Annotated in this window: 22 protein-coding genes; 10 read left to right on the top strand and 12 right to left on the bottom strand. The window is 71.6% G+C overall.

Going from position 1 to position 24,654, the window contains the following annotated elements; all coding sequences use genetic code 11:
- The first annotated feature begins 52 nt into the window (after window positions 1–52).
- Window positions 53–1,483, top strand: coding sequence for an MGH1-like glycoside hydrolase domain-containing protein (locus tag M4V62_RS28385; protein WP_425575087.1), 1,431 nt, complete (start codon window positions 53–55; stop codon window positions 1,481–1,483).
- Complete coding sequence (locus M4V62_RS28380; protein WP_249590036.1) at window positions 1,476–3,440, top strand: amylo-alpha-1,6-glucosidase; 1,965 nt, start codon at window positions 1,476–1,478, stop codon at window positions 3,438–3,440. The genes M4V62_RS28385 and M4V62_RS28380 overlap by 8 nt, the downstream gene beginning before the upstream one ends.
- An 88-nt stretch (window positions 3,441–3,528) precedes the next feature.
- On the opposite strand, the gene M4V62_RS28375 is transcribed toward M4V62_RS28380, so the two are convergent.
- From M4V62_RS28375 to M4V62_RS28355, 5 genes are read right to left on the bottom strand one after another with little or no spacing between them, the layout of a single operon-like run.
- Window positions 3,529–4,806 (bottom strand): NAD(P)/FAD-dependent oxidoreductase, encoded by a 1,278-nt coding sequence (locus M4V62_RS28375; RefSeq protein ID WP_249590035.1) that lies wholly within the window; start codon window positions 4,804–4,806, stop codon window positions 3,529–3,531.
- A 6-nt stretch (window positions 4,807–4,812) separates the two neighbouring features.
- On the bottom strand, window positions 4,813–5,004 hold the full coding sequence (locus M4V62_RS28370) for a ferredoxin (RefSeq protein WP_249590034.1): 192 nt from the start codon (window positions 5,002–5,004) through the stop codon (window positions 4,813–4,815).
- 26 nt (window positions 5,005–5,030) lie between these two features.
- A complete protein-coding gene (locus M4V62_RS28365) occupies window positions 5,031–5,885 on the bottom strand; it encodes a fumarylacetoacetate hydrolase family protein (protein ID WP_249590033.1) in 855 nt (284 codons plus the stop codon).
- The gene (locus M4V62_RS28360) at window positions 5,882–6,799 is read right to left on the bottom strand and encodes a DODA-type extradiol aromatic ring-opening family dioxygenase (protein ID WP_249590032.1); all 918 of its coding nucleotides are present in this window, start codon (window positions 6,797–6,799) and stop codon (window positions 5,882–5,884) included. Before M4V62_RS28360 ends, M4V62_RS28365 begins: the two co-directional genes overlap by 4 nt.
- Window positions 6,792–8,369: an aldehyde dehydrogenase gene (locus M4V62_RS28355; RefSeq protein WP_249590031.1), complete on the bottom strand. Its 1,578-nt coding sequence runs from the start codon at window positions 8,367–8,369 to the stop codon at window positions 6,792–6,794. The genes M4V62_RS28360 and M4V62_RS28355 overlap by 8 nt, the downstream gene beginning before the upstream one ends.
- Before the next feature lie 160 nt (window positions 8,370–8,529).
- Here M4V62_RS28355 and M4V62_RS28350 point away from each other — a divergent pair, with 160 nt between their 5' ends.
- Window positions 8,530–9,354, top strand: a complete 825-nt coding sequence (locus M4V62_RS28350) for a gamma-glutamyl-gamma-aminobutyrate hydrolase family protein (RefSeq protein WP_249590030.1) — start codon at window positions 8,530–8,532, stop codon at window positions 9,352–9,354.
- Between the two features lie 32 nt (window positions 9,355–9,386).
- Here the strand turns inward: M4V62_RS28350 and M4V62_RS28345 are convergent, their stop codons facing one another.
- Complete coding sequence (locus tag M4V62_RS28345) at window positions 9,387–9,959, bottom strand: MarR family winged helix-turn-helix transcriptional regulator (protein ID WP_361057949.1); 573 nt, start codon at window positions 9,957–9,959, stop codon at window positions 9,387–9,389.
- Between the two features lie 184 nt (window positions 9,960–10,143).
- Between M4V62_RS28345 and M4V62_RS28340 the strand changes: the two genes are divergently transcribed.
- Window positions 10,144–11,655, top strand: a complete 1,512-nt coding sequence (locus tag M4V62_RS28340; RefSeq protein WP_249590028.1) for an APC family permease — start codon at window positions 10,144–10,146, stop codon at window positions 11,653–11,655.
- A 64-nt stretch (window positions 11,656–11,719) separates the two neighbouring features.
- Here the strand turns inward: M4V62_RS28340 and M4V62_RS28335 are convergent, their stop codons facing one another.
- Window positions 11,720–12,511, bottom strand: a complete 792-nt coding sequence (locus M4V62_RS28335; protein WP_249590027.1) for an acetoacetate decarboxylase family protein — start codon at window positions 12,509–12,511, stop codon at window positions 11,720–11,722.
- Window positions 12,512–13,324: 813 nt separating this feature from the next.
- Between M4V62_RS28335 and M4V62_RS28330 the strand changes: the two genes are divergently transcribed.
- Together M4V62_RS28330 and M4V62_RS28325 are read left to right on the top strand one after the other, a co-directional pair.
- On the top strand, window positions 13,325–14,623 hold the full coding sequence (locus tag M4V62_RS28330; protein WP_249590026.1) for a glutamine synthetase family protein: 1,299 nt from the start codon (window positions 13,325–13,327) through the stop codon (window positions 14,621–14,623).
- A 21-nt stretch (window positions 14,624–14,644) separates the two neighbouring features.
- Window positions 14,645–15,919: a cytochrome P450 gene (locus M4V62_RS28325; protein ID WP_249590025.1), complete on the top strand. Its 1,275-nt coding sequence runs from the start codon at window positions 14,645–14,647 to the stop codon at window positions 15,917–15,919.
- Window positions 15,920–15,922: 3 nt separating this feature from the next.
- Here the strand turns inward: M4V62_RS28325 and dusB are convergent, their stop codons facing one another.
- Entirely contained in the window at window positions 15,923–17,053 is a 1,131-nt protein-coding gene (gene dusB / locus M4V62_RS28320) for a tRNA dihydrouridine synthase DusB (RefSeq protein ID WP_249590024.1), read from the bottom strand.
- A gap of 49 nt (window positions 17,054–17,102) precedes the next feature.
- Window positions 17,103–18,026, bottom strand: coding sequence for a helix-turn-helix transcriptional regulator (locus tag M4V62_RS28315; RefSeq protein WP_249590023.1), 924 nt, complete (start codon window positions 18,024–18,026; stop codon window positions 17,103–17,105).
- A 101-nt stretch (window positions 18,027–18,127) separates the two neighbouring features.
- Here M4V62_RS28315 and M4V62_RS28310 point away from each other — a divergent pair, with 101 nt between their 5' ends.
- The 4 genes from M4V62_RS28310 to M4V62_RS28295 all read left to right on the top strand — a co-directional run bounded on the left by M4V62_RS28310 (window position 18,128) and on the right by M4V62_RS28295 (window position 22,297).
- A complete protein-coding gene (locus tag M4V62_RS28310) occupies window positions 18,128–19,624 on the top strand; it encodes an MFS transporter (RefSeq protein WP_425575070.1) in 1,497 nt (498 codons plus the stop codon).
- A 186-nt stretch (window positions 19,625–19,810) separates the two neighbouring features.
- Complete coding sequence (locus tag M4V62_RS28305) at window positions 19,811–21,292, top strand: MFS transporter (RefSeq protein WP_249590022.1); 1,482 nt, start codon at window positions 19,811–19,813, stop codon at window positions 21,290–21,292.
- 43 nt (window positions 21,293–21,335) lie between these two features.
- A complete protein-coding gene (locus tag M4V62_RS28300; protein ID WP_249590021.1) occupies window positions 21,336–21,782 on the top strand; it encodes a protein-tyrosine phosphatase family protein in 447 nt (148 codons plus the stop codon).
- Window positions 21,779–22,297: a DEAD/DEAH box helicase family protein gene (locus M4V62_RS28295; protein WP_249590020.1), complete on the top strand. Its 519-nt coding sequence runs from the start codon at window positions 21,779–21,781 to the stop codon at window positions 22,295–22,297. The genes M4V62_RS28300 and M4V62_RS28295 overlap by 4 nt, the downstream gene beginning before the upstream one ends.
- 84 nt (window positions 22,298–22,381) lie before the next feature.
- On the opposite strand, the gene M4V62_RS28290 is transcribed toward M4V62_RS28295, so the two are convergent.
- From M4V62_RS28290 to M4V62_RS28280, 3 genes are all read right to left on the bottom strand, one after another.
- Window positions 22,382–22,714, bottom strand: a complete 333-nt coding sequence (locus M4V62_RS28290; protein ID WP_249590019.1) for a hypothetical protein — start codon at window positions 22,712–22,714, stop codon at window positions 22,382–22,384.
- A gap of 117 nt (window positions 22,715–22,831) precedes the next feature.
- Window positions 22,832–23,038 (bottom strand): hypothetical protein, encoded by a 207-nt coding sequence (locus M4V62_RS28285; protein ID WP_249590018.1) that lies wholly within the window; start codon window positions 23,036–23,038, stop codon window positions 22,832–22,834.
- A gap of 94 nt (window positions 23,039–23,132) precedes the next feature.
- On the bottom strand, window positions 23,133–24,512 hold the full coding sequence (locus M4V62_RS28280; RefSeq protein ID WP_249590017.1) for a glycine--tRNA ligase: 1,380 nt from the start codon (window positions 24,510–24,512) through the stop codon (window positions 23,133–23,135).
- Window positions 24,513–24,654: the final 142 nt, after the last annotated feature.

Below are 24,654 nucleotides of genomic sequence, written 5' to 3'. Positions count from 1 at the left end.
GAACTGACAGGGCGTCGAGGCCCTCGGGGAGAACCGCGTGGACCGCACGAACGTGGGCCGTACGGCCCAGCTGACCGCCCGCCGCGTCACGACCTCGCTGCGCGAGCGTGCCGCCGAGGCCCTGCGGGCCAACTGGACGGGCACGTCGACGGTCCCTTCCCGGCAGCTCTATCCGCACCAGTGGTCCTGGGACTCGGCGTTCATCGCGATCGGGCTGCGTCATCTCTCCCCCTTACGGGCGCAGTTGGAGCTGGAGACGCTCTTCCGTGCCCAGTGGGGCGACGGCCGCGTCCCGCACATCGTGTTCAACCCTGCCGTCCCCCTGGACGCCTACTTTCCCAGCCCCGACTTCTGGCGCTCCACCACGGCAGGCCGTGCGGCCGGTGCACCCGGTGCCGTGCAGACCTCCGGCATCGTGCAGCCGCCGGTCCACGCGCTCGCCGTCTGGCTGGTCCACCGCGCCGACCCCGGCCTCTCCCGCGCCCGTTCGTTCCTGGCCCGCGCCCACCCGCGGCTCGCCGCCTGGCACCGCTATCTCCTTGACCGCAGGGACGCGGGCGGCGCGGGACTCGCCTCCGTCGTCCACCCCTGGGAGCAGGGCATGGACAACAGCCCTTGCTGGGACGCCCCGTTGAGCCGCGTGACGCCGACGGACCCGGCCGCGTACCGCCGCGCCGACCTGGACCACGGCGCCCCGGAGGATCGGCCTACCGATCTCGACTACGGCAGATATGTGCGCCTCGCCGCCGCCTACCGGGATCGTCGGTACGCCGACGGGGCGGGCGAGTTCGCCGTCGAGGACCCCTCCTTCAACGCGCTCCTGATCTCCTCCGAGTACGCACTGGCCCGTATCGAGGCCGAGTTGGGCCTGCACGAGGCGTCCAGCGCGCGGGAGGCCCGAGCGCAGGCGCTGACGTGGACCCTCGTGGAGCGCCTGTGGGACCCGGCGGAGGGGCTCTTCTTCAGCCGTGACCTGCGGTCCGGGCACGGAGACGGGGAGCTGGTGCCGGAGCGCGGGGTCGGCGGCCTCGTCCCACTGATCCTGCCCGCACTGCCACACCGCGTCGCCACCGCACTCGTACGGACCGCGTGCGGACCGCACTTCGGCCTCGGCGGCCCCGCCCGGCTCGTGCCGAGCTACGACCTCACGGGCAGCGCCTTCGACCCGCGCCGGTACTGGCGCGGGCCCGCGTGGTTCAACACCAACTGGCTGCTGGAGCGGGGACTTCGGCTGCACGGCGAGCGCGCGCGGGCGGACGGTCTGCGCCGAGCGCTGCTCGACGTGGCCGGTGAGTCCGGGTTCGCGGAGTACGTGGACCCGTACACAGGGCGGGGCTGCGGTGCGCGCGGCTTCGGCTGGAGCGCCGCGCTCGCCCTGGATCTGCTGCTCGACGATCCCGCCGGGCGTGACGAGGAGCCGCACGGGAGGTCCGCTGACGTGGCTTCCGTGGCGGTGAAGAGGGAGGGGTTCAGGGATGTCTGATCGGCGTCAACCACTGGTGCGGGGCGGCACGTTCGCGGCGATCGGCTCGGGCGGCGACATCAGCGGGGTGCGCGGCGGCACGGCCCCGGACGGCCTGTTCGTGCGCGACGCACGGCACCTGAGCCGCTGGCAGCTGACGGTCGACGGGGCAGTGCCGGAGATCCTCGCGCCGGTGTCGGACGCCGACGCGGACGCGGGCGTGGCCCGGTGCGTCCTCGTCCCGCGCGGCGGCAGGCAGGAGCCGGCCTCCTGCACGATCTTCCGCGAACAGGCCGTCGCAGAAGGCGCGTTCGTGGAGTCGCTGCGCGTCACGTGCAATCGCGTGGTGCCGACGACCGTGCTCATCGCGCTGACCGTGGACGCCGACTTCACCGACCAGTTCGAGCTGCGCTCCGACCACCGTACGTACGCGAAGACGGGCGCCGTCAGGTCGCGCAAGGTCATCGGCGGCGGTGAGGGCGAGGAGATCCGGGGCATCGAGTTCGCCTACCGGCGCCGCGAGTGGTGCTCCCGCACGACCGTGACCGCCGAGCCCGCCCCGGACGCGGTCGAGGAGACCGGGACAGGGGCGCGGCGGCTCGTCTGGACCCTCGACCTCGACGCGCACGGCACGGCGGAGGTGGCACTGCGTGTCGCGGCGCACCCGCACGGCGCGCCGGAGCCACGAGTCCCTGCGGGCCCGGCGGAAGCAGCCGAGCAACTGGCCGCCCTGGAGAGCGAGTTCGCATCGGGCATCGAGATCCCCGGCGGCTGGCCCGAGCTCGCGGCGGCGTGCGAGCGGGGCCTGGCGGACCTCGCCGTGCTCCAGGTGCCCGCGACCGGTCCTGACGGCGAGACGCTGAGCGTCCCCGCGGCGGGCGTCCCCTGGTTCGTGACGCTCCTGGGCCGCGACGCCCTCCTGACCTCGCTCTTCGCCCTGCCCTATCTGCCGCGCCTGGCAGCGGCGACGCTGCCCGCACTCGCCGCCGCCCAGGCGACGGAGGCCACCGAAGGGGCGGTCGCCCAGCCGGGCAAGATCGTGCACGAGGTGCGGCACGGGGAGCTCGCCCACTTCGAGCAGGTGCCGTACGGGCGCTACTACGGCTCGGTCGACGCGACCCCGCTCTTCCTCGTGCTGCTCGGCGCGTACACGGAGCAGACCGGCGACACGGCCCTGGCCCGCCGCCTGGAGCCGCACGCGCGGGCCGCTGTCGGCTGGATCCTCGACCACGGCGGCCTCACCTCGCGCGGCTATCTCGTCTACCGCGCGGACGAGGGCGGCCTCGCCAACCAGAACTGGAAGGACTCCCCCGGCGCGATCTGCTCCGCCGACGGCAGCCGCGCCACGGGCCCCGTGATGGCGGCGGGCGCGCAGGGCTACGCGTACGACGCCCTTGGCCGTACGGCGTGGCTGGCGCGCACGGTCTGGGGCGACACGGTGTACGCCGACCTCCTGACGCAGGCGGCGGCCGACCTGCGGGACCGCTTCCAGCGCGACTTCTGGATGCCGTCACGGGGCTTCCCCGCGCTGGCCCTGGACGGCAACGGCCACCAGGTCGACGCGCTCGCCTCGGACGCGGGGCACCTGCTGTGGTCCGGGCTCCTGGACAAGGAGTACGGGGAGACGGTGGGCCGCCGCCTCCTGGAACCGGACTTCTTCTCGGGCTGGGGAGTCCGCACCCTGGCCGCGGGCCAGCCCGCGTACCACCCGCTCTCCTACCACCGGGGGTCGGTGTGGCCGCACGACAACGCCCTGATCACCCTGGGCCTCGCACGCTACGGCCTGCACGACGAGGCGCGGGCGGTGGCGAGGGGCCTGGTCGCGGCGGCGTCACGGGGCGGCGACCGCCTGCCGGAGGTGCTCGCGGGCTACGGACGGGAGTCCTACCCGGGCCCCGTCCCCTACCCGCACGCGTGCGTACGGGAGTCACGGTCGGCGGCGGCGCCGTTGGCGTTGCTGAGTGCGGTGGGGGGATAGCGGGGTTCGGCGCTCCGGGGCTCCGGGGCTCCGGAGCTCCGAGCCCCGTCTACACCTGCTGAGTGCGTCCGCACCCTCCCCCAAGCTCTCAAAGAGCAGGGAGGGACCCCCACGACGGGCTGAGGTCCAGCCCGTCCGGCAGCTCCATCAGATCCGCCCGGTAACGCCCGGCCAGCGCGACGGCCTTGGAACCTCCCAGTGCGACGACCCCCACCAACCGCTCGCCCCCGTAGTACCCGTACACCACATCCCCCTCCACCGACTCCGCATCCCCCTCCAACAGCTCCGCCCGGTCCCCCACCCCCGGCAGCCCGAACGACTGCACCCGCAGATCGAACTGATCGCTCCAGAAGGACGGCAGCGGCGCGAACGGCGCCAAGCCGTGGGCCTCGCCCCGCAGCCCCGCCACCAGCACCCGCGCCGCATGCCGCGCACAGTCCGCCGGCATCGACCAGTGCTCGACCCGTCGCGCGAGCGCCCCGTACCGAGGGTTCGGGAAGCGTGCCACGTCCCCCACGGCCACCGCGTGCGGCAGACCCCCGATGCGCAGATGCGCGTCGCAGAGGATGCCGTCCGTCAGGTCCGGGCCGAGGCCTGGGGTGCCCCCCTCGCTCGCCCCCAGCCACTCCACATTCGGCAGCGAGCCGACCGCCTCGACGACGACATCGGCGGCGCACTCGCTCCCGTCGTCCAACACCGCGCACTCGTCGCCCAGTTCCGCCACGAGCCGCCCCATCCGGAACCGCACGCCCCGCGCCTCGTGCCGCCGCCGCAGCGCCCGCCCCAGCTCCTCCCCCACGGCGAGCGTCATCGGCTCGGCCTCCGGTGCGACGACCGTGACCTCGCAGCCCACCTTGCGGGCCGTGGCCGCCACCTCGCAGCCGATGAAACCCGCGCCGATCACCAACACCCTTACGCCGTCACCCAGTTCGGCGCGCAGCGCCACCGAGTCCTCCAGCGTCCGTACGACATGCCGTGGCGGACCCCCTGGCAGCGGAAGCCTGCGTGGTCGCACCCCTGTGGCGGCCACCAAGCCCTCGTACGCGTGGACCGAACCGTCGGCGAGCGTCAGCGTGCGTGCGGTCAGGTCGGCGGATTCGACCGCCGCGCCGAGCCGCCAGGTGACGTCGTCGATGCTGGGGCGGTGACGCAGCGCCGTGGCGGCGGCGGTGGCCTCGCCCGCGAGCACCTCCTTCGACAACGGGGGGCGGTTGTAGGGGCGGTGGGGCTCGTCCCCGTACACCGTGACGGGCCCCTCCCACCCCGCCGCCCGTAGCTGTTCCGCCGCCCGCAGCCCGCCGAGCGACGCGCCGACCACTGCGATTCCGGCCGATGCCTCCGATGCCGCCGATTCCACTGATGCCATGCCCGGTCAGCCCTCGACCCGGATGGCCTGCAGCGGGCAGACGTCGGCGGCGTCCTCCGCGTCGGCCCGCAGGGCTTCGTCGGGCGATGCGACGTATGCGAGACGGCCGTTGTCGTCGAGCGTGAAGACGTCAGGCGCGGCGAAGACGCACTGCCCGTGGTCCTGGCAGACGTCCAGGTCGACGGTGACCTTGAGCATGTGAACTCCCTTGGCGAGTGGGGGACTCAGCGGCGCGGTGCCCGGACTCCACGGAACTCCCAGTCGCCCCCGAAAGCCGTCGAGACGACCTCCTCGGACTCCGTGGGCTGCGCGCCGATGTCGGGGCGGATGGCCGTCGGTCCTGTGACGATGTGGTTCGTGAGGCGGCCGAGACCCTCGGCCTCGACCTCGACGACGTCTCCCGGACGCACGGGGCGCGAGCCCGCGGGGGTTCCGGAGAGGAGTACGTCGCCGGGCTCCAAGGTGATCGTGCGGGCGATGTCGGCGACGAGATAGTGCATGTCCCACTCCATCTCGTCCGTCGAACCGTCCTGCACCAGCGTCCCGTTGACGTACGTCCGCAGGTACTTGGCGCGGAAGTCCCACCCGGTGACGAGGCCGGGACCCAGCGGGCAGAGCGTGTCGGAGCCCTTGACCCGCAGCATCGAACCGGCGTCGGTGTCGCGGAAGTCGTGCAGGCCGTAGTCGTTGGCGACGGTGTAGCCCGCGATGTACGCGGCGGCATCGGCCGGGGCGATGTTGCGGCAGGTCCGGCCGATGACGATGCCGATCTCGCCCTCGTAGTTGAGGTACTTGCAGCCCTCGGGGCGGACGACCGCACCGCCGTGCGCGTTCAGCGCCGAGACCGGCTTGTGGAAGTAGGTGGGCGCGGGCGGCAGGGAGACTCCGAACTCGGCCACTCTGCTGCGGTGGTTGAGGTGGACGGCGATCACCTTGGAGGGCCGTACGGGAGGGAGATGGCTCGCCTCCGCCGCCTTCACACGGCGTCCGTCCGCGGCGACGAGCTCGTCCCCCTCCCGCACGACCTGGACTGCGGCGCCTTCGAGGAGGATGCGGCGGTATTCGACGGTGGATGTCATGCGAGGGAGGCCTCACTCCTGTCGGGCGTGGCGGTCCAGCCATCGGCGGGGCGGTCGAACCACAGGTGCATCTGGCCGGTGCCGACCGAGTTCTCGTACGAGCTGTAGGCGCGCCCCGGCGCAGAGCACCGCTCTTCTCCGAGAGCACCGATCATCATCAGATAGTGGCCGAAGCGGGCCTCGGGCTTGTGGGTGAGGAACTCCGGCATCGTGCGCAGGACTTCGGCGTGCTCTCCGCGTTCGAGCCGCTCGACGCACTCCTCGTCCGCGGCCCGCGCCTCGGGCGTACGGATGTGGGACGGCTCGCTCGACTCGTGGGCACGCAGCTGCCGCAGCGGCCAGAAGGTGTGCGAGAGCGCGCCGGACGCGACGAGGACGACCTTGCGGTCGGGCAACGCGGCGATCCCGTCGGCGAGCGCGCGGCCGAGCCGCAGGTGGTCCTCGGTGTCGCCGGTCTGGCAGACGCCGATCGAGAGCCACTTCTTGTCCGGGAGGCCTTCGCCCAGGTACTTCCAGAGGTTGATCGTGGCGTAGTGGACCGGCAGGTACGGGTCGTCGATCGGAGTGATCCATGTGCCGTGCCGATCGCCGAACTGTGCGATGGCGGAGGCGAGTTCGGGGTCGCCGGGGTAGTCGTACGGCATCCGGCACATGCCGCGCGGCAGCTCCTCCGAGGTGAAGAGCCCGGCGCGGCGCGCGTGCGCGGAGACGACGAACTCGACCGTGGTGGCCCAGTGCGAGTCGAGGACGACGACGGTGTCGTGGTCGAGCGTCTCGAAGATCTCCTCGCGCAGCCGCCGCAGCCCGGGCACCAGGCTGATCTCGCGGCCTTCGTTGAGCTCTTTGCGGGTCTCTTCGGGCAGCACGATGGTGGGCACGTGGGCGAGGAGTCCCGCCCCGACGATCTCACCCATGGCGGGCCCATCCCTTCGGCGCGGTCACGGTGTTCTTCAGGTCGCAGTAGAAGTCGAAGGACCAGTCGCCGCCCTCGCGCCCGATGCCCGACGCGCGGGAGCCGCCGAAGGGCGCCGAAAGGTCGCGTACGAAGAAGCAGTTGACCCAGACCGTGCCGGCGACGAGCCGTGCGGTGACCCGGTCGGCGCGCTCGCGGTCGCCGGTGGCGAGGGTCGCGGCGAGGCCGAAGCGGGTGTCGTTGGCGAGGCGCACGGCCTCGTCCTCGTCGCCGTCGGGGAAGGTCTGGAGGGTGAGGACGGGCCCGAAGACCTCTTCCTGCACGATCTCGGAGTCCTGGGCGACGTCGGTGAGGAGGGTGGGGAGGTAGTAGTTCCCACCGAGCCCACCGAGCCCACCGAGCCCGCCGAGTCCCGCGAGTCCGGCGAGTCCGGTGTTGCGGCCGCCGCCGGTGATCGCCGTGGCGCCCGCGTCCAGGGCGCGCCGCACGAATCCGTCGACGCGCTCGACGTGCCGGGGGTGGATGTTGGGCCCGATGTCGGTGGCTTCGTCGCGCGGATCTCCCTGGGTCAACTTCGCCACCCGGTCGAGAAAGTGACCGAGGAAGGCCTCCCGCGCCGACTCCTCGACCAGGATCCGGGTGGCGGCCAGGCAGACCTGCCCCGCGTTGTCGAACTGCTCGACGGCGAGGTCGGCCGCAAGCTCCAGGTCGGCGTCCGCGAAGACGAGCAGCGGGGACTTGCCGCCCAGCTCGAAGCTGCACGGCACGAGGTGCGCGCCCGCGGTCGCGGCGATCCGCCGCGCGGTGGGCACGGACCCGGTGAAGCTGATCCGCCGCACGTCGGGATCGGCGACGAGCGGCTCGCCCACCTCCGCCCCGTACCCCTGCACCACGTTGAGGACCCCGGCGGGAAGCCCCGCCTCGTGCGCGATGTCCGCGAAGAGCGACGCGGTCAGCGGGGTCCACTCGGCGGGCTTGAGGACGACGGTGCTCCCGGCGGCAAGGGCGGGTGCGATCTTCCAACTGGCCAGCATCAGGGGCGCGTTCCACGGCGTGATGAGCACGGCAGGCCCCGCCGGGTCCCAGGTCACGTGGTTCGTGTGGCCCCGGGTCTCGAAGTCGTCGTGGGCCAGGGCGAGGAGGCGGTCGGCGAAGTAGCGGAGGTTGTGGGCGACGCGGGGCATGACGCCGCGGCGGTGGGAGCGCAGGAGTGCGCCGTTGTCGGCGGTCTCGACGGCGGCGAGGTCCTCGATGCGGGCCTCGACCCCGTCGGCGACGGCGTGCAGGAGCCTGGCGCGCTCGGCGGGCGGGGTGGCGGCCCAGGCGGGAAAGGCCGCGCGGGCCGCGGCCACGGCCGCCCGCGCCTCCGCGGCGCCGCCGCGGGCGATCTCGGCGAGCGGGGCTCCGTCGAGGGGTGAGTGGTCGGTGAAGGTGGCGGCGGTCGCCGACGCGGGGGAAGCGGCGGAGGCGATGCGCTCTCCGCCGATCCAGTGCCGGGTGTCGACGGGGACACCGGCGACGGTCGCGGTGTGCGGGGGGTGCGACGGTGGCGCGGGGGCGGGGGGAGCCATGACTTCCTCCAGTTCGTTTGAACCCAAACAATATTATGAGCGGCGAGGCAGTGGGGTCAACCCCTCGATGGGACCGCCTCGTTCGGCTACCGTTTGAACTCAAACAAAATCTTGAGCACCGTCGTTCGCGAGACGCCCGGCGGCACCCCAGGAGGCATCCATGCCGGACGACGCCCTGGCCACCAGCAGTCATCACGCGGACGACTCGGGGACCCGTCGGCCGTTGATCGCCTTGCCGCAGCGGTACTCGGCGGCGACCTCCGCTCTTCGGTACGAGGCCGTGGTGACGGCCCGTGCGCTGGCGGAGGCGGTGTTCCGCGCGGGCGGAGAGCCGTTCATGATGCTGCCGGGCCCGGCCGACGAGGCCGCGGCGCGGCTGGCGCGGTGCGACGGGCTGCTGCTGCCCGGGGGCGGTGACCTGGCGCCCTGGCGGTACGCGGGGAACGGCTCCGAGGTGCACGGATCCGTGTACGACGTGGATGACGCCCAGGACGCGTTCGACCTCGCCCTCGCGCGGTGCGCCGTGGGACAGGGACTGCCGGTGCTCGCGGTGTGCCGGGGGCTACAGGTGGTGAACGTCGCGCTGGGCGGGTCGCTTCGGCAGGACATGGGCGGTCCGGAGTCGGAGCATCGTCACAAGGTGCACCGGGTGCGGGTGGACCCCGGCTCCGTGGTGGCCCGCGCGCTGGGCGCCCAGTCGACGTCCGTCTCCTGCTTCCACCACCAGTGCGTGGAGAGGCTCGGGCGGGGGCTCGTGGCCACCGGGTGGGCGGAGGACGACGGAACGGTGGAGGCGCTTGAACTGCCGGGTGGGGGTGGGTGGTTCGCGGCCGTGCAGTGGCATCCGGAGGACACGGCCGGCTCGGATGCGGGGCAGCAGGGGCTGTTCGGGGGGCTGGTTCGGGCGGCTGGTTCGGGCGACGCAGCCGATGGAGTTCAGCTGGTCCGGCGACGCACTCGGCGAAGCACTCGGCGAAGCCGGTGACCAACGGCGCTCAAGGCTCCGGCTCGCCCCTCTCAGCCCTTGGCCCGCCTGCCACTCCGGCGAGGAGCAGGCTCGGCGCCGTCCAGCAGCTCGACCCTCCGCTCCTCACCCTTCTCCTCCGTCTGCACCACGATCTTCCGCAGGAGATCGGCCAGCGTCCGGCACTCCTCGTCCGTCAGGCCGTCGGCGACGAACGCCTCCTCCGCGTTGAAGGCGGGGAACACCTTCTCCATCAGCCGCTCCCCCTCCCCCGTCAGACGCAGCAGCGCGAGCCGCCCGTCGTCCGGGTGGCCGCGCCGCTCCAGCAGGCCCCGGCCCGCCAGCGTCCGGGCGACCCCGGTCAGCGTGCCCTTGGAGATGCCCGCCTCCTCGGCGACGTACCGCGTCTCCATCTCTCCCCAGATCCAGACCACGTAGAGGACCACGAACGACGTCCACGTCAGCTCGGCCCCGCGCAGCACGGAGTTCTCGAAGTGCTGCCGGACGGCGGACGCCGCGCGGTAGATGTTCGAGACGGCGGCCATCTGCTCGTACTTGACGGGGGTGCCGCCGAGCTTGGCCCGGACCGCCTTCTCGGTCTCGCGGATGGAGCGGTAGCCCGTCACGTACATGTCCCCTCGTTCTCGTGTGTCCGGCCGTCGTTCCTGTGGTTCCGGTCGGCGGGTCCAGTCTCCCAAGACCTTGCCGGGGCGCATACGCGTCCGTACCATCAGCGCCACTCGAATTTCGTACGGGCTCAAACGATAACGCGTTTCCAGTGGATACGCCCTCCCTCTCCGGAGTCCCGGCATGACCATCGACCACCCCGGCACGCCCACGCCCGCTCCCACTCCCACTGCCTCTCCCGTGGCGCACCTCTCCTCCGCCGCCGCGCCCGAGCGCCGCATCGGCGTCACCGGCATCGTCTTCTTCGTCGTCGCGGCATCGGCCCCGCTGACCGTGGCCGCCGGTGGCATACCGCAGTCCCTCGGCGTCACGGGAATCCTCGGCATACCCCTCCTCTACCTCCTCGTCGGCGTCGTCCTCGCCCTCTTCAGCGCGGGGTACGCGGCGATGAGCCGGCACATCACGGGGGCCGGGGCGTTCTACGCGTACACCGCGCAGGGGCTCGGCCGCACGGCCGGTGTCGGTGCGGCCTTCGTCGCGCTGCTCGCGTACAACGCCATGCAGATCGGCATCGCCGGGCTCTTCGGGGCGACGACCGCGCAGTTCATCGAATCCAAGACCGGTGCCGACATCCCCTGGTGGGCGCTCGTGTTCGCGTGCACGGCCGTCGTGGGCGTGCTCGGCCATCTGCGCGTGGACCTGGGCGTGAAGGTGCTCGCCGTGCTGCTCGTGCTGGAATTCGGCACCGTATTCGTCTTCGACATCGGCCAGTTCGCCGACGCCCCGCAGGGCATCTCCACCACGCCCCTCACCTGGGGCGCCGCCACGGACGGCTCGCTCGGGGTCGCGCTGTGCTGCGTGTTCGCCGCGTACATGGGCTTCGAGTCGGCGGCGCTCTACAGCGAGGAGTGCCGGGATCCTCGCCGTACCGTGGCGCGCGCCACCTACATCGCCGTCGGGCTCATCGGTGTCTTCTACGCTGTCACCGCGTGGGCGATGATCAGCGGGGCCGGGACGGGGCGGGCCACGCGGGTCGCCGCCGAGCAGGGACCGGAGATGCTGTTCTTCCTCAGTGACCGGAGCAGCGGCCTGGGGACCGCCTTCTCCGACTTCGCCCAGCTCTTCCTCATCACCAGCCTGCTGGCGGCGCTGCTCTCCTTCCACAACGCCGTTGCGCGGTACGTCCGTTCGCTGGGCCGGGAGGGTGTACTGCCGCGCGGACTCGGGGCGCTCCACCCGCGGTACGGGTCGCCGTATCGGGGCTCGCTGCTCCAGACGGTGGTTAGCGTCGTCGTCATCGGGGTGTTCGCGCTGGCGGGGCGCGATCCGGTGATGGACGTCTTCACGTGGCTGACCAACCTCGGCGCACTCGGCGTGATCCTGCTTCTGCTCGCCACGTCGGCGTCGGTCATCGCCTACTTCGCGCGGCGCGGTGAGATGGACGAGGAGGCGGTCGAGTCTGTGTGGCACCGGCTGATCGCGCCGCTGCTCTCGGGCGTCGCGCTCGCGGTCTTCTTCTGGCTGGCGCTGACCAACTTCAGCGTTCAGTTGGGGGTTTCGGAGGGCAATCCGCTGCGGTGGGCGCTGCCTTGCCTCATCCTCATCGCGGCTGCGGCGGGTGTGGTGTGGGGGCTTTGGCTGCGGAGGGCTCGGCCGGAGGTCCATGCGGGGATCGGATCGGCGGCGGGGAGCTAGCCGCCGCCCCCCGCGCGACGCTCCTGCGCGATGCCCCTGCGCGATGCCCCTGCGCGCCCCGCCCCTACAGGCCCGTCTCCAGAAGGGTCCCACCATTCCACGTCACGCCCACCTGGCGGTAGTACGCGCCGATCGGCTCCTCGATCGTCAGCGCGGCCAGCTCTTCCGTGGGCGCGTCGAAGAGGTCGAGGTCGGCCTCGCCCGACCAGGCCTGGCCCCCCTCGAAGGAGGCGGCACCGGACGCGACGAGCTCGTCGAGAGCCAGGCCCTTGCCCTCGATGGAGGGGAGTTGACGATGATGGGCCATGGGATGGGCGTTGACGAAGCCGTTCGTCTCGGAGGGTTCGCGCAGGGTCACCACGGCCTGGGCGATGCGGCGGTCGGCGGCGGCGAGCGTGGCCCCGAAGGCGGCGCCCTGCGCGATGCGGGGCGCGGGGCCGTAGGGGTGCGGCCGGGTCATGTGGATGGACCCGAGCTTCTTCGGATAGCCCTGGTGGATGCCGCGGGCGATGGCGAAGTCCTTGTCGACCCAGATGTAGACGCAGCGCGAGTAGGTACGGCCACGGTGACCGCAGCGCACGACGGCGAAGCACTCCTTGTACTGGGCCCGGACAGGATCGAGCAGCTCGGCCTTGCCGCCCGAGCAGGACTGCCAGTCGGCCCAGATGAGGGCGACGGCGCCGGGGTCGTCCGCCGCCAGGTCGAGCGGGGCGGGGAGGAGTTCGCGGACGCGGGCGGGGTCGGTGCGGTACTCGACGGTGAGCAGGTCGCCCGAGTAGTGCCAGGGCGGGGCCGGGATGAGGGAGGAGCGGCCCGTCGCGGTCCTGGGCGGGAAGAATCCTTGAACTCCGGTCATGGCCTGACTCCTTCGGCGACGGACGGCTCCGCTTTTTCTTTCGTTTGGGTCCGTACGATATGCCCCACGCGACGGGACCGCTACGGGCCGGGGCGGGGCCGGGGCGGTGCAGGGCGGGACTGGTCCGTCCTGGGGGCGGGGCCGCGCCGGTATGTCCGTCCTCGCTATCGTCCGGTGACCGCGGTGCTGCTGCGCCGCCGGAGCGCCGCGAACCGTGCTCCGGGCGGACATACCGGCCCGTCCCCTCACGAGCGCTGCCGACTACAGGTAAGCGAGGGCCGAGCTCCCGAGGCAGGATCGCGTCGCACCTCACCCACCCTGGCCTCCACGGGTCACCCACCCCCATCGCCACACTCACCCCCGCCCACGCCACCGCGCGGATCCCCCACCCATGCCCGTTCCCACCCCACCCGCCTTCGGTACGGAGCCCCACCCCCACCCCCACCCACTCTCATCACCACGAGGCAATCGGGCGGGTGAGCAGGAAAGGCCTGTTCGGGCAGGGTCGGATGCGGGGTTGCGGGCGGGTGGGCGGGAGAGGCCTGTTCGGGCAGAGGCGGATGCGGGGTGACGGGCGGGTGGGTGGGAGGGGTCCCTGCGGGAGTCAAGGCCGAGCGACACCAAGCCAGTTACCCCGCAATACCCCCCGTAGGGCTTGCGCAGCCCCCAAGAGCTTCCTATCGTTTGGTCTCAAACGATAACCCCGATCCGCCCCGCGGAAAGGCTGGAACCCGGGTGACTGAAGCACGCGCAACCCCGAGGAACGACCAAGCCGCAGAGACAGTCGAAGCCCTGCGAACCCAAGGCACCGACGTGGTCCGCGTCATCTACCCCGACCTCATCGGAGCCGACCGCGGCCGGGACATCCTCGTAGGACACCTGCCGAGCGCCTGCACCCACGGCCTCTCCTTCTGCCGCGCCGTCTACCACACCAGTCCCCAGGGCGACGTGGTCCCCGTCGCAGGCGGCCTCGACGCCGGGCTCCCCGACGTCTCCGTACGGCCCGATCTGTCCACCCTCCAGGCGCTGCCCTGGGAACCCGGCGTCGCCTGGTGCCTCGGGGACACCTTCGATCCCGCCACCGGCGAGCCCGCCCCGGAGTCGCCACGCGCCCTGCTGCGGCGGGTACTTGCGCGCGCCGAGGAGTACGCCGGCAGCCCCGTCACCCCTGTCGTCGGCCCCGAGCTCGAGTACTTTCTGTGCGAGGCCGACCCCACCACCCCCTCGGGGTGGTCCCTGTACGGCGGCGCCACCGGCAACGTATACAGCGCGGGGCGACGCGGCGACCCGGACGGCCACCTCCTGCGCACCCTGCGCAGCCTGGACGGTCTCGGCATCGGCGTCATCGCGGGCAACCACGAATTCGACGGCGGGCAGTTCGAGATCAACCTCGGCCACTCCGACGCCCTGGACGCCGCCGACCGCGCCTTCCGCTTCAAGGCCGCCGTCAAGGAGACGGCCCGCCGCGAGGGGCGGCTCGCGACCTTCATGGCCAAGCCGTTCAACGGACTCGGCGGATCCGGCTTCCATCTGCACATCTCACTGGTCGACGGCGCCGGACTCAACGTGTTCGAGGACCCGGGGGCATCCGACGGTCTCTCCGCCACCGCTCGGCACGCCATCGCCGGACTCCTGCGGCACGCGCCCGCGCTCAGCGCCCTGCTCAACCCCACCATCAACTCCTACAAGCGCTTCGGCCCCGACACCCTCGCCCCCTGGCTGATCGACTGGGGGCTGGACAACCGCAGCGCCATGCTCCGGATACCGCCCGAGAGGGGCGCCGGGACCCGGCTCGAACTGCGGCTCGGCGACGCCTCCGCCAATCCCTATCTCGTCGTCGCCGGGACCGTCGCCGCCCTGCTCCTCGGCATCCGCGACAAGTCGGAGCCGCCCGCCCCGCTGGAGGGCTACGGCTACCAGGAGGACTCCGCGCCCCGCCTCCCCGCCACGCTCGGCGCCGCGCTCGACGCCCTGGAGGCCGACGAGGCGCTGACCGGGCTCCTGGGCGAGGCGTTCACCGACGCCTTCCTCACGTACAAGCGCAACGAGATCGAACGCTTCCAACAGCACGTCACCGACTGGGAGTTCACGGAGTACGCCTTTCTTATCTGATGCCTCAGAGGAGTACGTCCCATGAGTACGGTCACGGGCCCCGCGGCCCTCTCCCTGGCCGAGGTCGACCTCGCCGACAACGACAAGTTCACCGACGGCACGCTGCCCTGGCGGATGTTCGACGTGCTGCGCCGGGAGGACCCCGTCCACTGGCAGCCCGAGCCCGCGCCCAACTCCGGCTTCTGGGCGGTCACCCGGCACGAGGACATCGTGCGCGTGGACCGCGACCCGGAGACCTTCACCTCGATGCGGTTCACGAATCTCGAAGAGGTCGACGAGGACTACATCGCCCTGCGCCGCTCCCTCCTGGAGACCGACGGCATGCGGCACCGGGCGATGCGGCTGATCCTGCAGAAGCAGTTCACTCCGCGCGCGGTCGCGACGTACGAGACGTTCCTGCGTGGGCTGACCGCCCGCACCCTGGACGCGGCGCTCCCCAAGGGCACCTTCGACTTCGTGAAGGAGGTCTCGGCGGACTTCCCGATCAACGTGCTCGCCCGGATGCTCGACGTCCCCGAGGAGGACACCCAGCAGCTCATCGACTGGGGCAACCGCATCATCGGCAACACGGATCCCGACTACGCCGATGTGCTCCTTGAGAGTGCGGAGAGCGAGCAGTATCGCGATCTGCCGTTCCGTTCGCCCGCCGCGCTCGAAGTCTTCGAGTACGGGCGGAAGTTGGCCGCCAAGCGGCGCGGGGGCGGCGGGACCGACCTCGTGAGTACGTTGGTCAACAGCTCGCCCAGGGACGGTGTCCCGCTCTCCGACACCGACTTCGACAACTACTTCCTGCTGCTCGTCGTCGCGGGCAACGAGACGACACGCCACGCCATTTCGCACTCCATGCTCGCGCTGATCGACCACCCGGACGAGCGCGCCAGGCTCACCGCCGATCCCTCGCTCATCCCCGGCGGCGTCGAGGAGTGTCTGCGCTGGGCCTCGCCCGTCTACCACTTCCGGCGGACGGCGACCCGTGACGTATCGCTCGGCGGCAAGCTGATCAAGGAGGGCGACAAGGTGGTGCTGTGGTTCGCCTCGGGGAATCGTGACGCGGACGTCTTCCCGGATCCGTACCGCTTCGACGTGACGCGCGAGAACATCGACCACGTCACCTTCGGCAAGGGCAGCCCACACTTCTGCCTGGGCAACTCCCTGGCCCGCCTGGAGATGCGGATCATGTTCGAGGAGCTGCTGCCGCGGCTCGCGGACATCCGGGTGGCCGGTGAGGTGCGGCGCGTCCGCTCCAACTTCGTGAACGGGATCAAGGAGCTGCCAGTCGCAGTGACGCTGCGGTGAAGGTCAGCCGCCGGAGGTGTCCAGCTCCGCGTCCTCGCTGATGCCCGCACAGTCGTAGGGGTCCTTCAGCCAGCCGTCCGGCAGGACCACGCGGTTGTTGCCCGACGTACGGCCGCGCGGTCCGTCCGCGCCCGTCGGCCATCCCTGGTCGAGGTCCAACTCGCCGAGCCCGTCCTCCAGTTCGGCCAGGGACGAGGTGATCGCGAGGCGCTTTCGCATCTCGGAGCCGACCGCGAAGCCCTTCAGGTACCAGGCCACGTGCTTGCGGAAGTCGATGACACCGCGCGCCTCGTCGCCGATCCACTCGCCGAGCAGTGTCGCGTGGCGGATCATGACCTTGGAGACCTCGCGCAGGTCCGGGGCCTTGGGCGCGCCCGTGCCCTCGAACGCGGCCACCAGGTCGCCGAAGAGCCAGGGGCGGCCGAGGCAGCCGCGGCCCACGACGACTCCGTCGCAGCCGGTCTCCTTCATCATGCGGACCGCGTCGGCCGCCGACCAGATGTCGCCGTTGCCGAGCACCGGGATCTCGGGGACGTGCTCCTTGAGGCGGGCGATGGCGTCCCAGTCGGCGGTGCCGCCGTAGTGCTGGGCGGCCGTGCGGCCGTGCAGCGCGATGGCCGTGACGCCCTCCTCGACGGCGATGCGGCCCGCGTCGAGGAAGGTGATGTGCTCGTCGTTGATGCCCTTGCGCATCTTCATCGTGACCGGCAGGTCACCGGCCCCGGCGACCGCCTCGCGCAGGATCGCGCGCAGCAGGGGCCTCTTGTACGGGAGCGCGGAGCCGCCGCCCTTGCGGGTGACCTTGGGGACGGGGCAGCCGAAGTTCAGGTCGATGTGGTCGGCGAGGTCCTCCTCGGCGATCATGCGGACCGCCTTGCCGACCGTCGCGGGGTCGACGCCGTACAGCTGGATGGACCGGGGCTTCTCGGTCTCGTCGAAGTGGATCAGCTGCATGGTCTTCTCGTTGCGCTCGACCAGGGCGCGCGTCGTGATCATCTCGCTGACGAAGAGGCCCTTGCCGCCGGAGAACTCCCTGCACAGGGTGCGGAACGGCGCATTCGTAATGCCCGCCATGGGGGCGAGCACGACGGGCGGCCGCACGGCGTGCGGGCCGATCTGAAGCTGGGGCTCCATGGCGCGGGATTCCTCCGGGACGAGTGGGGCTGAGGCGGGGGCAGACCTCCTATTGTCCCCCATCCGCGCGACTGCCCACGCGCCCGGCTCGTCCCTCGTCCCCGCGACTGCCCACGCGCCCGGCCTTCACCAGGCGGTGCAGCTCCTCCGTGGCCGCCTGCGAGCGCGCGTCCGCCGGGACGTACGTACCGAGGCGCGGGCCCTCGGCCGGGCCGAGCCACAGCCCGTGGTACGTGAAGTGCAGCGGGCCCACGAGCGAATTGTTGAACCGTTTCGACTGGTCCACCGCCTGCATGACCTCGTGCCGCTCCCACAGTTCGCAGAAGGTGGGCGATGCCTTGCGCATCCTCCTGAGCAGCGTCTTCCACGCCGGGTCCGCGAGATGCCCGGCCATCCGCGCCCGGAACCTCGCGACCATCCGGCGCATCGTCTCCTCGCGGTCCTCCATGGCGGCCTGCCAGGCGGGGTGCGTGAAGGTCAGCCACATGCAGTTGCGGTCCTCGGGCGGCAGCACGTCGAGGTCGGTGAGGAGGTTGCCGTACGTCGCGTTGTAGGCGAGGACGTCGTAGCGGGAGTTCTGCACGCACGCCGGGTACGGCTCCAGCTGGGTGACGATCCGCAGCAGGCCCTGCGGGACCGACGCGATCTCGGCGGCCGGTGAGGGGTCGGCGGTGCCCGCGAGCTGGAAGAGGTGGGCGCGCTCACCTGCGTCCAGCATCAGGGCGCGGCAGAGCGCGTCGAGCACCTGGGCCGAGACGTGGATGGCGCGGCCCTGCTCGAGCCACGTGTACCAGGTGACGCCGACCGTCGAGAGGTGCGCGACCTCCTCGCGGCGCAGGCCGGGCGTGCGGCGGCGCGGGCCGCGGGGCAGGCCCGCCTGCTCCGGCGTGATGCGCTCGCGGCGGCTGCGCAGGAAGTCGGCGAGCTCACTGCGTCGGATACGGTCGGTCTTCGCCGGCGCTGCGGTGTCCATGGGACCAGCTTGCCCGTACGCCGACCCTGTTTCCAGGTAGTACGGGTACCAGGATAAACAGACTCTGGTACCTGGCTGATGGTTCGACGACCGTCGTACTCGTGAACCTCACAAACTCCACGGCCAACGTCCTCAAGCCCACATCAGCCACATCAGCCACATCGGCCACGGCAGACACGGCGGACACCGGGGCCGGGTCCGGCCCCCCGGTCCCTGCCGCCCTGACCCCGCTCGGCCTCGTCACCATCCTGCTCGGCGCCGCGCTCCCGATGATCGACTTCTTCATCGTCAACGTCGCCCTGCCCAGCATCGAACACGACCTGCGCGCCTCCCCCGCGACCCTGGAGATGGTCGTCGCGGGCTACGCCGTCGCGTACGCCGTGCTGCTCGTGCTCGGCGGACGGCTCGGCGACACGTACGGGCGCCGCAGGCTCTTCCTCTGGGGCGTCGCCGCCTTCGGCGTGACCTCGCTGGCCTGCGGGCTCGCGCCCGGCGCCTGGTGGCTGGTGGCCGCGCGCGTCGCCCAGGGCGCGGCATCGGCGCTGATGCTGCCGCAGGTGCTCGCCACCATCCACGCGACGACGCGGGGCGAGCGGCGGACGAAGGCGGTCGCCCTCTACGGCTCGGTGGGCGGCATCTCCATCGTCCTCGGCCAGGTGCTCGGCGGGGTCCTCGTCTCCGCCGACCTCGCGGGCACCGGCTGGCGCGCGGTGTTCCTGGTGAACGCGCCCGTCGCCGTCGCCGCCCTGCTCTGCGCGGTGCGCTCCGTGCCGGACAGCCGCGCCGAGCAGCCGGGCCGCAGCGACATCGGCGGCGCGCTCCTGCTCGCCGCGTCCCTCATCGCGCTGCTGCTGCCCCTGACCGAGGGACGGGCGGCGGGCTGGCCCCTGTGGTCGGTGCTGCTCCTGGTCGCCTCACCGTTCCTGGCCTGGGCGTTCGCCCGCGTCGAGCTGCGCGCCGAACGCACCGGCGGCAGCCCGCTGCTGCCTCCGTCGCTGCTGCGCGAACCCGGCGTACGCAGGGGGCTGACCATCGGCCTGCCCATCTTCACCGGCTTCGCGGGCTGGATGTTCGTCAGTGCGGTGACGCTCCAGCAGTGGCTGGGATTCAGCCCCTTGAAGTCCGGGCTGACCCTGATCCCCATGGGCGTCGCGCAGTTCGCGGCGTCGATGCTCGCCCCGCGCCTGGTGACGTGGCTCGGCAGCCGCGCGCTGACGGTCTGCGCCCTGGTGCACGCCGTCGGCCTGGCGATCCTCGCGCTCACGGTGCTGTGGACGCCGTGGTCGGCGCTGAGCCCGCTCGTCCTGGCTCCCGGCCTCGCCCTGTGCGGGCTCGGCCAGGGTGTGCAGCTCGCCCTCTACTACCGCATCGTGCTCGCCGCGGTGCCGGCCGCGAAGGCGGGCGCGGGCAGCGGTCTCGCGGCGACGGTCCAGCAGTCCTGCCTTGCCATGGGCGTCGCCACGCTCGGCTCGCTCTTCCTGGCCATGGTGCCGGGCCTGGGCATGCGGAACGCGTTCGCGATCGCCCTCGCGGTGCAACTGGCCGGGCTCGTCGGCCTCGGGCTGCTGAGCCTGCGGCTGCCGCGCAGGCTCGGCTGAGGGGCGGGTGGGGCGAGTGGGACGAGCGGGGCCCGGGGGGGCGACCGCAGGAGCACCGCCGTACGCCCCGCGGCCCACGGGAGCGACGCACAGCCCACGCCCCACGACCCACGCGACCCCCACGGCCCCCAAAGCCCCCACAGCCCACAGGAGCGACCCACAGCCGACCGGGATACCGTCGAACCCATGCCCCAGCAAGAGCTGACGCACCGCCGACGCATGCTCGTCCTCGCGATCTGCTGCATGAGCCTGCTCATCGTCAGCCTCGACAACACCGTCCTGAACGTCGCCCTGCCCACCATGGCGCGGGAGTTCGACACCAGCATCTCGGGCATGCAGTGGACGATCGACGCCTACACCCTCGTCCTCGCCGCGCTCCTCATGCTCGCGGGGTCCACGGCGGACCGCGTGGGGCGCCGGAAGATCTTCAAGGTGGGCCTGGTGATCTTCACGGTCGCCTCGGTGGCCTGTTCCCTCGCGCCCGATCTGGAATCCCTCGTGGCCTTCCGGATGCTCCAGGCGGTCGGTGGCTCCATGCTCAACCCGGTCGCGATGTCGATCATCACCAACACCTTCACCGAGCCCGCCGAACGCGCCCGCGCCATCGGTGTCTGGGGCGGGGTGGTCGGCATCTCCATGGCGGCGGGCCCCTTGATCGGGGGCCTCCTGGTGGACACCGTCGGCTGGCGCTCCATCTTCTGGATCAACCTGCCGGTGGGCCTCGCGGCGCTGCTCCTCACCATCCGGTACGTCCCCGAGTCCCGCGCCCCCAAGCCGCGCCGCGCCGACCCCGTGGGCCAGCTCCTGGTCATGGTGCTGCTCGGCGCCCTGACGTACGCGATCATCGAGGCCCCGACGGCGGGCTGGACGTCCCCGCTGATCATCACGTTCGCGGCGGCGGCGCTCCTGACCCTGCTCGGCCTCCTCGCATACGAGCCGCGCCGCACCGACCCCCTCATCGACCTGCGCTTCTTCGGCTCGGCGCCGTTCAGCGGCGCGACGGTGATCGCGATCAGCGCCTTCGCCGCGCTGGGCGGCTTCCTCTTCCTGTCCACGCTCTACCTCCAGAACGTACGGGGCCTGAACGCCCTGCACGCGGGCGTCTGGATGCTGCCGATGGCCGCGATGACGCTGATCTGCGCCCCGCTGTCGGGCCGCCTGGTGGGCAGCCGGGGCCCGCGCCTTCCGCTCCTGGTCGCGGGGGTCACGATGACGGCGTCCGGAGTCCTCTTCGCCGCCTTCGACGCGGAGACGACGAACGCGACGCTGCTCCTCGGCTACGTCCTCTTCGGCCTCGGCTTCGGCTTCGTGAACGCCCCCATCACCAACACCGCCGTCTCCGGGATGCCGCGCTCCCAGGCGGGCGTCGCCGCAGCCGTCGCCTCCACGAGCCGCCAGATCGGCCAGACCCTGGGCGTCGCGGTCATCGGCGCGGTCCTGGCATCGGGGGTGGGCTCTTCGTCGTACGCGGCCGTCTTCACCGAGGCGAGCCGCCCCGCCTGGTGGATCATCGCGGGCTGCGGCCTCGCGGTCCTGCTCCTCGGGGCCCTGACCAGCGGCCACTGGGCGAGGGAGACGGCACGGCGGACGGCGGAGCGCCTTGAGGCCATGCCGCAGGGACCGCGCGCGGACACGGCACGCCCGGACCGGCGCTCGGCACGGCCCTGAATTCAGGCGGCACCCGCCCGCCGCCGGAAACTACCCTCACGCCATGACTGCGACTTGGGCCCCCACCGCATCAGGCGTACTACGCCTCCCCTCGGGCCGCCTCATCCGCGGCCGAGGCCTCCGCCACCCGCTCCCGGAAGGCCCGACCCCGGACTTCGCCCTGTACCTCCTGGGCAAGGAACCCCCCGCCGTCGACTGGCAGTCCCAGTGGATCCACTGGCCGGACTTCCGCCTCCCCAAGGACCGCCGGGCGACGGCCACCGCCCTGCGCGAGGCGCTGGAGCGATCGGAGAAGGAACGGGTCGAGATCGCATGCGGCGGCGGCCTGGGACGCACGGGCACGGCACTGGCCTGCATGGCGGTACTGGACGACGTGCCGAGCACCGAGGCGGTCGCGTACGTCCGGGAGCACTATGCGCCACGGGCGGTGGAGACACCGTGGCAGAAGAGGTTCGTGCGGCGGTTCGCGCCGGCGCAGGGCGCGGAATGACGGATCTACGGCTGATCACGGGGGCTCCGGGCGCGGGCAAGTCGACGCTCCTGGCACACCTGCGTCACGGCCGTCACGGCCCTTTCACCGTCGTCGACTTCGATGAACTGCCCGATCCCGACGGCCACTTGCTGGGCATCGAGATCACCTCCCCTGCCGCGAGCGCCGTATGGCCGGCCTACAACCGCCTGTGGGTGCGCGTCGCGAGCATGCTGACGCGTGGCGGCCGACCCGTCCTGGTGACCTGCCCGCTCACCCCGGCCGAATGGGAGGCCGCGGCAGCAGGTGTGACCGATGCGCCCAAGCCCCAGTGGGCGCGCCTGGACTGCGAGGACCGGGACCGCCGCGCACGTCTGACGGCCCGCGGCTGGCACGACGCGGAGATCGAGGAGGCCCTCCAGGACGCGCGGGAACTGCGCGACCTCATCGGCACGGAGTTCTCCACCTCCGGCCGGGCCCCGTCCGACACCGCATCGGCTGTCGCGGCGTGGCTCAGGGACGGGTCCGCGCCGTGACGAGCTCGCCACGATCATCCAAGGGGGCGCCACCCAGGGCACGTTCACGACAGTGGTCGACCTGGTCGTACGCGGTCTGCGCCGCTAGCAGGGCGTCTCCTGCTGCTCCTCTGCCTGCTGCTCCTCTTCCTGCTGCTCCTCCGCCTCGTCCGCCCGCGTACGACGGCTGCGGAGGCGTTCCAGGACGATCGTGCCGAGGAGTACGAGGCCGATGGCGACGATCTTGCTGCTCTGGTAGCCCGCCATCGGGCCGCCCGCGACGCCGGACCCCAGGAACGCCCACAGCGCCCAGGCGATCCCGGCGGCGATGAGAAGGACGGCCCCGGCCGGTCCCATGCCCCACCACCACGGCGCCTGGGGGTGATGGGCGGGCCGGTCGCGTTCGTCGTCGTGCGCCAAGGCTGCTCTCCGGGTCATGAAGCGGGGGACGGTGCCCGACGCCGTCACGGGCCGGGGAAAGGAGAGACGGTGGCGCGGACCACCTGGTTGCCTGCGGCGCGGATCCGTCCCAAGTGCCGCCGCGGACCGCGGGGTTCAGGGCACCGAGGGATCCACCGTCGCCTGGTGCTCCTCGGCGAGATGTTCCTCCGCCTTCAGCCACGGCAGGAACTGCACCCGCTTCCTCCAGTCGCACGTGTCGCAGCTCAACTGCCGCTGGACGCCTGACTTCTGCACGTGCACGACATGCTCGCGCCCGTGCTGGTCCCATCTAGAGACCTTGCTCGTGGTCATCGAAGGCATGGCGAACAGTGTGCAGCAGAAGCCCCCGGATCCGTATGCGGATCCGGGGGCTTCTTTCAAGCTTCACTCAGCCAACGCCGAGCGGGGGCAGCGATCAGCAGCCCACCAGGCGCGAAGCGAGGTAGCCCTCGATCTGGTCGAGGGAGACCCGCTCCTGCTTCATCGAGTCGCGCTCGCGCACCGTGACCGCGTTGTCGTCCAGGGTGTCGAAGTCGACCGTCACGCAGTACGGCGTGCCGATCTCGTCCTGGCGGCGGTAGCGGCGGCCGATGGCACCCGCGTCGTCGAAGTCGATGTTCCAGTTCTGCCGCAGGGCCGTCGCGAGGCCCTTGGCCTTGGGCGAGAGCTCCGGGTTGCGGGAGAGCGGGAGCACCGCGACCTTCACCGGCGCGATGCGGTGGTCGAAGCGCATGACCGTCCGCTTCTCCAGCTTGCCCTTGGCGTTCGGGGCCTCGTCCTCGATGTAGGAGTCGAGCAGGAACGCCAGCATGGTGCGGCCGACGCCCGCCGCGGGCTCGATGACGTACGGAGTCCAGCGCTCGCCGGCCTCCTGGTCGAAGTAGGACAGGTCCTGGCCCGAGGCCTTGGAGTGCGCGGAGAGGTCGTAGTCCGTGCGGTTGGCGACACCCTCCAGCTCGCCCCACTCGCTGCCGCCGAAGCGGAAGCGGTACTCGATGTCAGCGGTGCGCTTCGAGTAGTGGGAGAGCTTCTCCTTCGGGTGCTCGAACCACCGCATGTTCTCCTCGCGCAGGCCCAGGCCGGTGTACCAGTTCCAGCGCTGCTCCATCCAGTACTCCTGCCACTTCTCGTCCTCGCCCGGCTTGACGAAGAACTCCATCTCCATCTGCTCGAACTCGCGGGTCCGGAAGATGAAGTTGCCGGGCGTGATCTCGTTGCGGAAGGACTTGCCCATCTGCGCGATGCCGAACGGCGGCTTCTTGCGCGAAGTCTGCTGGACCTGGCCGAAGTTGGTGAAGATGCCCTGCGCGGTCTCGGGGCGCAGGTACGCGATGGAGCCGCTGTCCTGCGTGGGGCCGAGGTGCGTGGAGAGCATGCCGGAGAACTGCTTGGGCTCGGTGAACTGGCCCTTGGTGCCGCAGTTGGGGCAGTTGACGTCGGCCAGGCTCTCGGGCGGACGGTTGTGCTTGGCCTCGTACGCCTCTTCCAGGTGGTCGGCGCGGTGGCGCTTGTGGCAGGACAGGCACTCGGTCAGCGGGTCGGAGAACGTCGCGACGTGACCCGAGGCCTGCCAGACCTCCGTGGCCAGGATCACCGACGAGTCGATGCCGACTACGTCCTCGCGCGAGGTGACCATGTAGCGCCACCACTGGCGCTTGAGGTTCTCCTTGAGCTCGACGCCGAGCGGCCCGTAATCCCAGGCGGCACGCTGGCCGCCGTAGATCTCACTGCACGGGTAAACAAAGCCACGGCGCTTGCTCAGGCTGACGATGCTGTCGATCTTGTCGGCGGCCACGGTGCTCTCTTCATTACGACGGTGGGCGAAGCGAATGCTTCAGGTTACCGGCGGCCTTACCCCCCTAATCAAATCGGTTCCCGGTCCGCCCCGGATCCGCGGCGCATCCACCGCACATCCAGCACAGATCGGACGACTAGTT

Source organism: Streptomyces durmitorensis (genome assembly GCF_023498005.1).
Taxonomy (GTDB): domain Bacteria; phylum Actinomycetota; class Actinomycetes; order Streptomycetales; family Streptomycetaceae; genus Streptomyces; species Streptomyces durmitorensis.
Note: the sequence above shows the minus strand (reverse complement) of the source record. Positions and strands in the feature narration are given on the sequence as shown.

What these genes read in the sequence shown, in the direction of transcription:
- M4V62_RS28305 (WP_249590022.1), top strand. Translation starts at nt 19,811, where the DNA reads ATGCCCCAGCAAGAGCTGACGCACCGCCGACGCATGCTCGTCCTCGCG.
- M4V62_RS28360 (WP_249590032.1), bottom strand. Translation starts at nt 6,799, where the DNA reads ATGGGTGAGATCGTCGGGGCGGGACTCCTCGCCCACGTGCCCACCATC.
- M4V62_RS28315 (WP_249590023.1), bottom strand. Translation starts at nt 18,026, where the DNA reads ATGGACACCGCAGCGCCGGCGAAGACCGACCGTATCCGACGCAGTGAG.
- M4V62_RS28300 (WP_249590021.1), top strand. Translation starts at nt 21,336, where the DNA reads ATGACTGCGACTTGGGCCCCCACCGCATCAGGCGTACTACGCCTCCCC.
- M4V62_RS28340 (WP_249590028.1), top strand. Translation starts at nt 10,144, where the DNA reads ATGACCATCGACCACCCCGGCACGCCCACGCCCGCTCCCACTCCCACT.
- M4V62_RS28285 (WP_249590018.1), bottom strand. Translation starts at nt 23,038, where the DNA reads ATGCCTTCGATGACCACGAGCAAGGTCTCTAGATGGGACCAGCACGGG.
- M4V62_RS28375 (WP_249590035.1), bottom strand. Translation starts at nt 4,806, where the DNA reads ATGGCATCAGTGGAATCGGCGGCATCGGAGGCATCGGCCGGAATCGCA.
- dusB (WP_249590024.1), bottom strand. Translation starts at nt 17,053, where the DNA reads ATGGAGCCCCAGCTTCAGATCGGCCCGCACGCCGTGCGGCCGCCCGTC.
- M4V62_RS28350 (WP_249590030.1), top strand. Translation starts at nt 8,530, where the DNA reads ATGCCGGACGACGCCCTGGCCACCAGCAGTCATCACGCGGACGACTCG.
- M4V62_RS28370 (WP_249590034.1), bottom strand. Translation starts at nt 5,004, where the DNA reads ATGCTCAAGGTCACCGTCGACCTGGACGTCTGCCAGGACCACGGGCAG.
- M4V62_RS28380 (WP_249590036.1), top strand. Translation starts at nt 1,476, where the DNA reads ATGTCTGATCGGCGTCAACCACTGGTGCGGGGCGGCACGTTCGCGGCG.
- M4V62_RS28355 (WP_249590031.1), bottom strand. Translation starts at nt 8,369, where the DNA reads ATGGCTCCCCCCGCCCCCGCGCCACCGTCGCACCCCCCGCACACCGCG.
- M4V62_RS28325 (WP_249590025.1), top strand. Translation starts at nt 14,645, where the DNA reads ATGAGTACGGTCACGGGCCCCGCGGCCCTCTCCCTGGCCGAGGTCGAC.
- M4V62_RS28335 (WP_249590027.1), bottom strand. Translation starts at nt 12,511, where the DNA reads ATGACCGGAGTTCAAGGATTCTTCCCGCCCAGGACCGCGACGGGCCGC.
- M4V62_RS28295 (WP_249590020.1), top strand. Translation starts at nt 21,779, where the DNA reads ATGACGGATCTACGGCTGATCACGGGGGCTCCGGGCGCGGGCAAGTCG.
- M4V62_RS28365 (WP_249590033.1), bottom strand. Translation starts at nt 5,885, where the DNA reads ATGACATCCACCGTCGAATACCGCCGCATCCTCCTCGAAGGCGCCGCA.
- M4V62_RS28290 (WP_249590019.1), bottom strand. Translation starts at nt 22,714, where the DNA reads ATGACCCGGAGAGCAGCCTTGGCGCACGACGACGAACGCGACCGGCCC.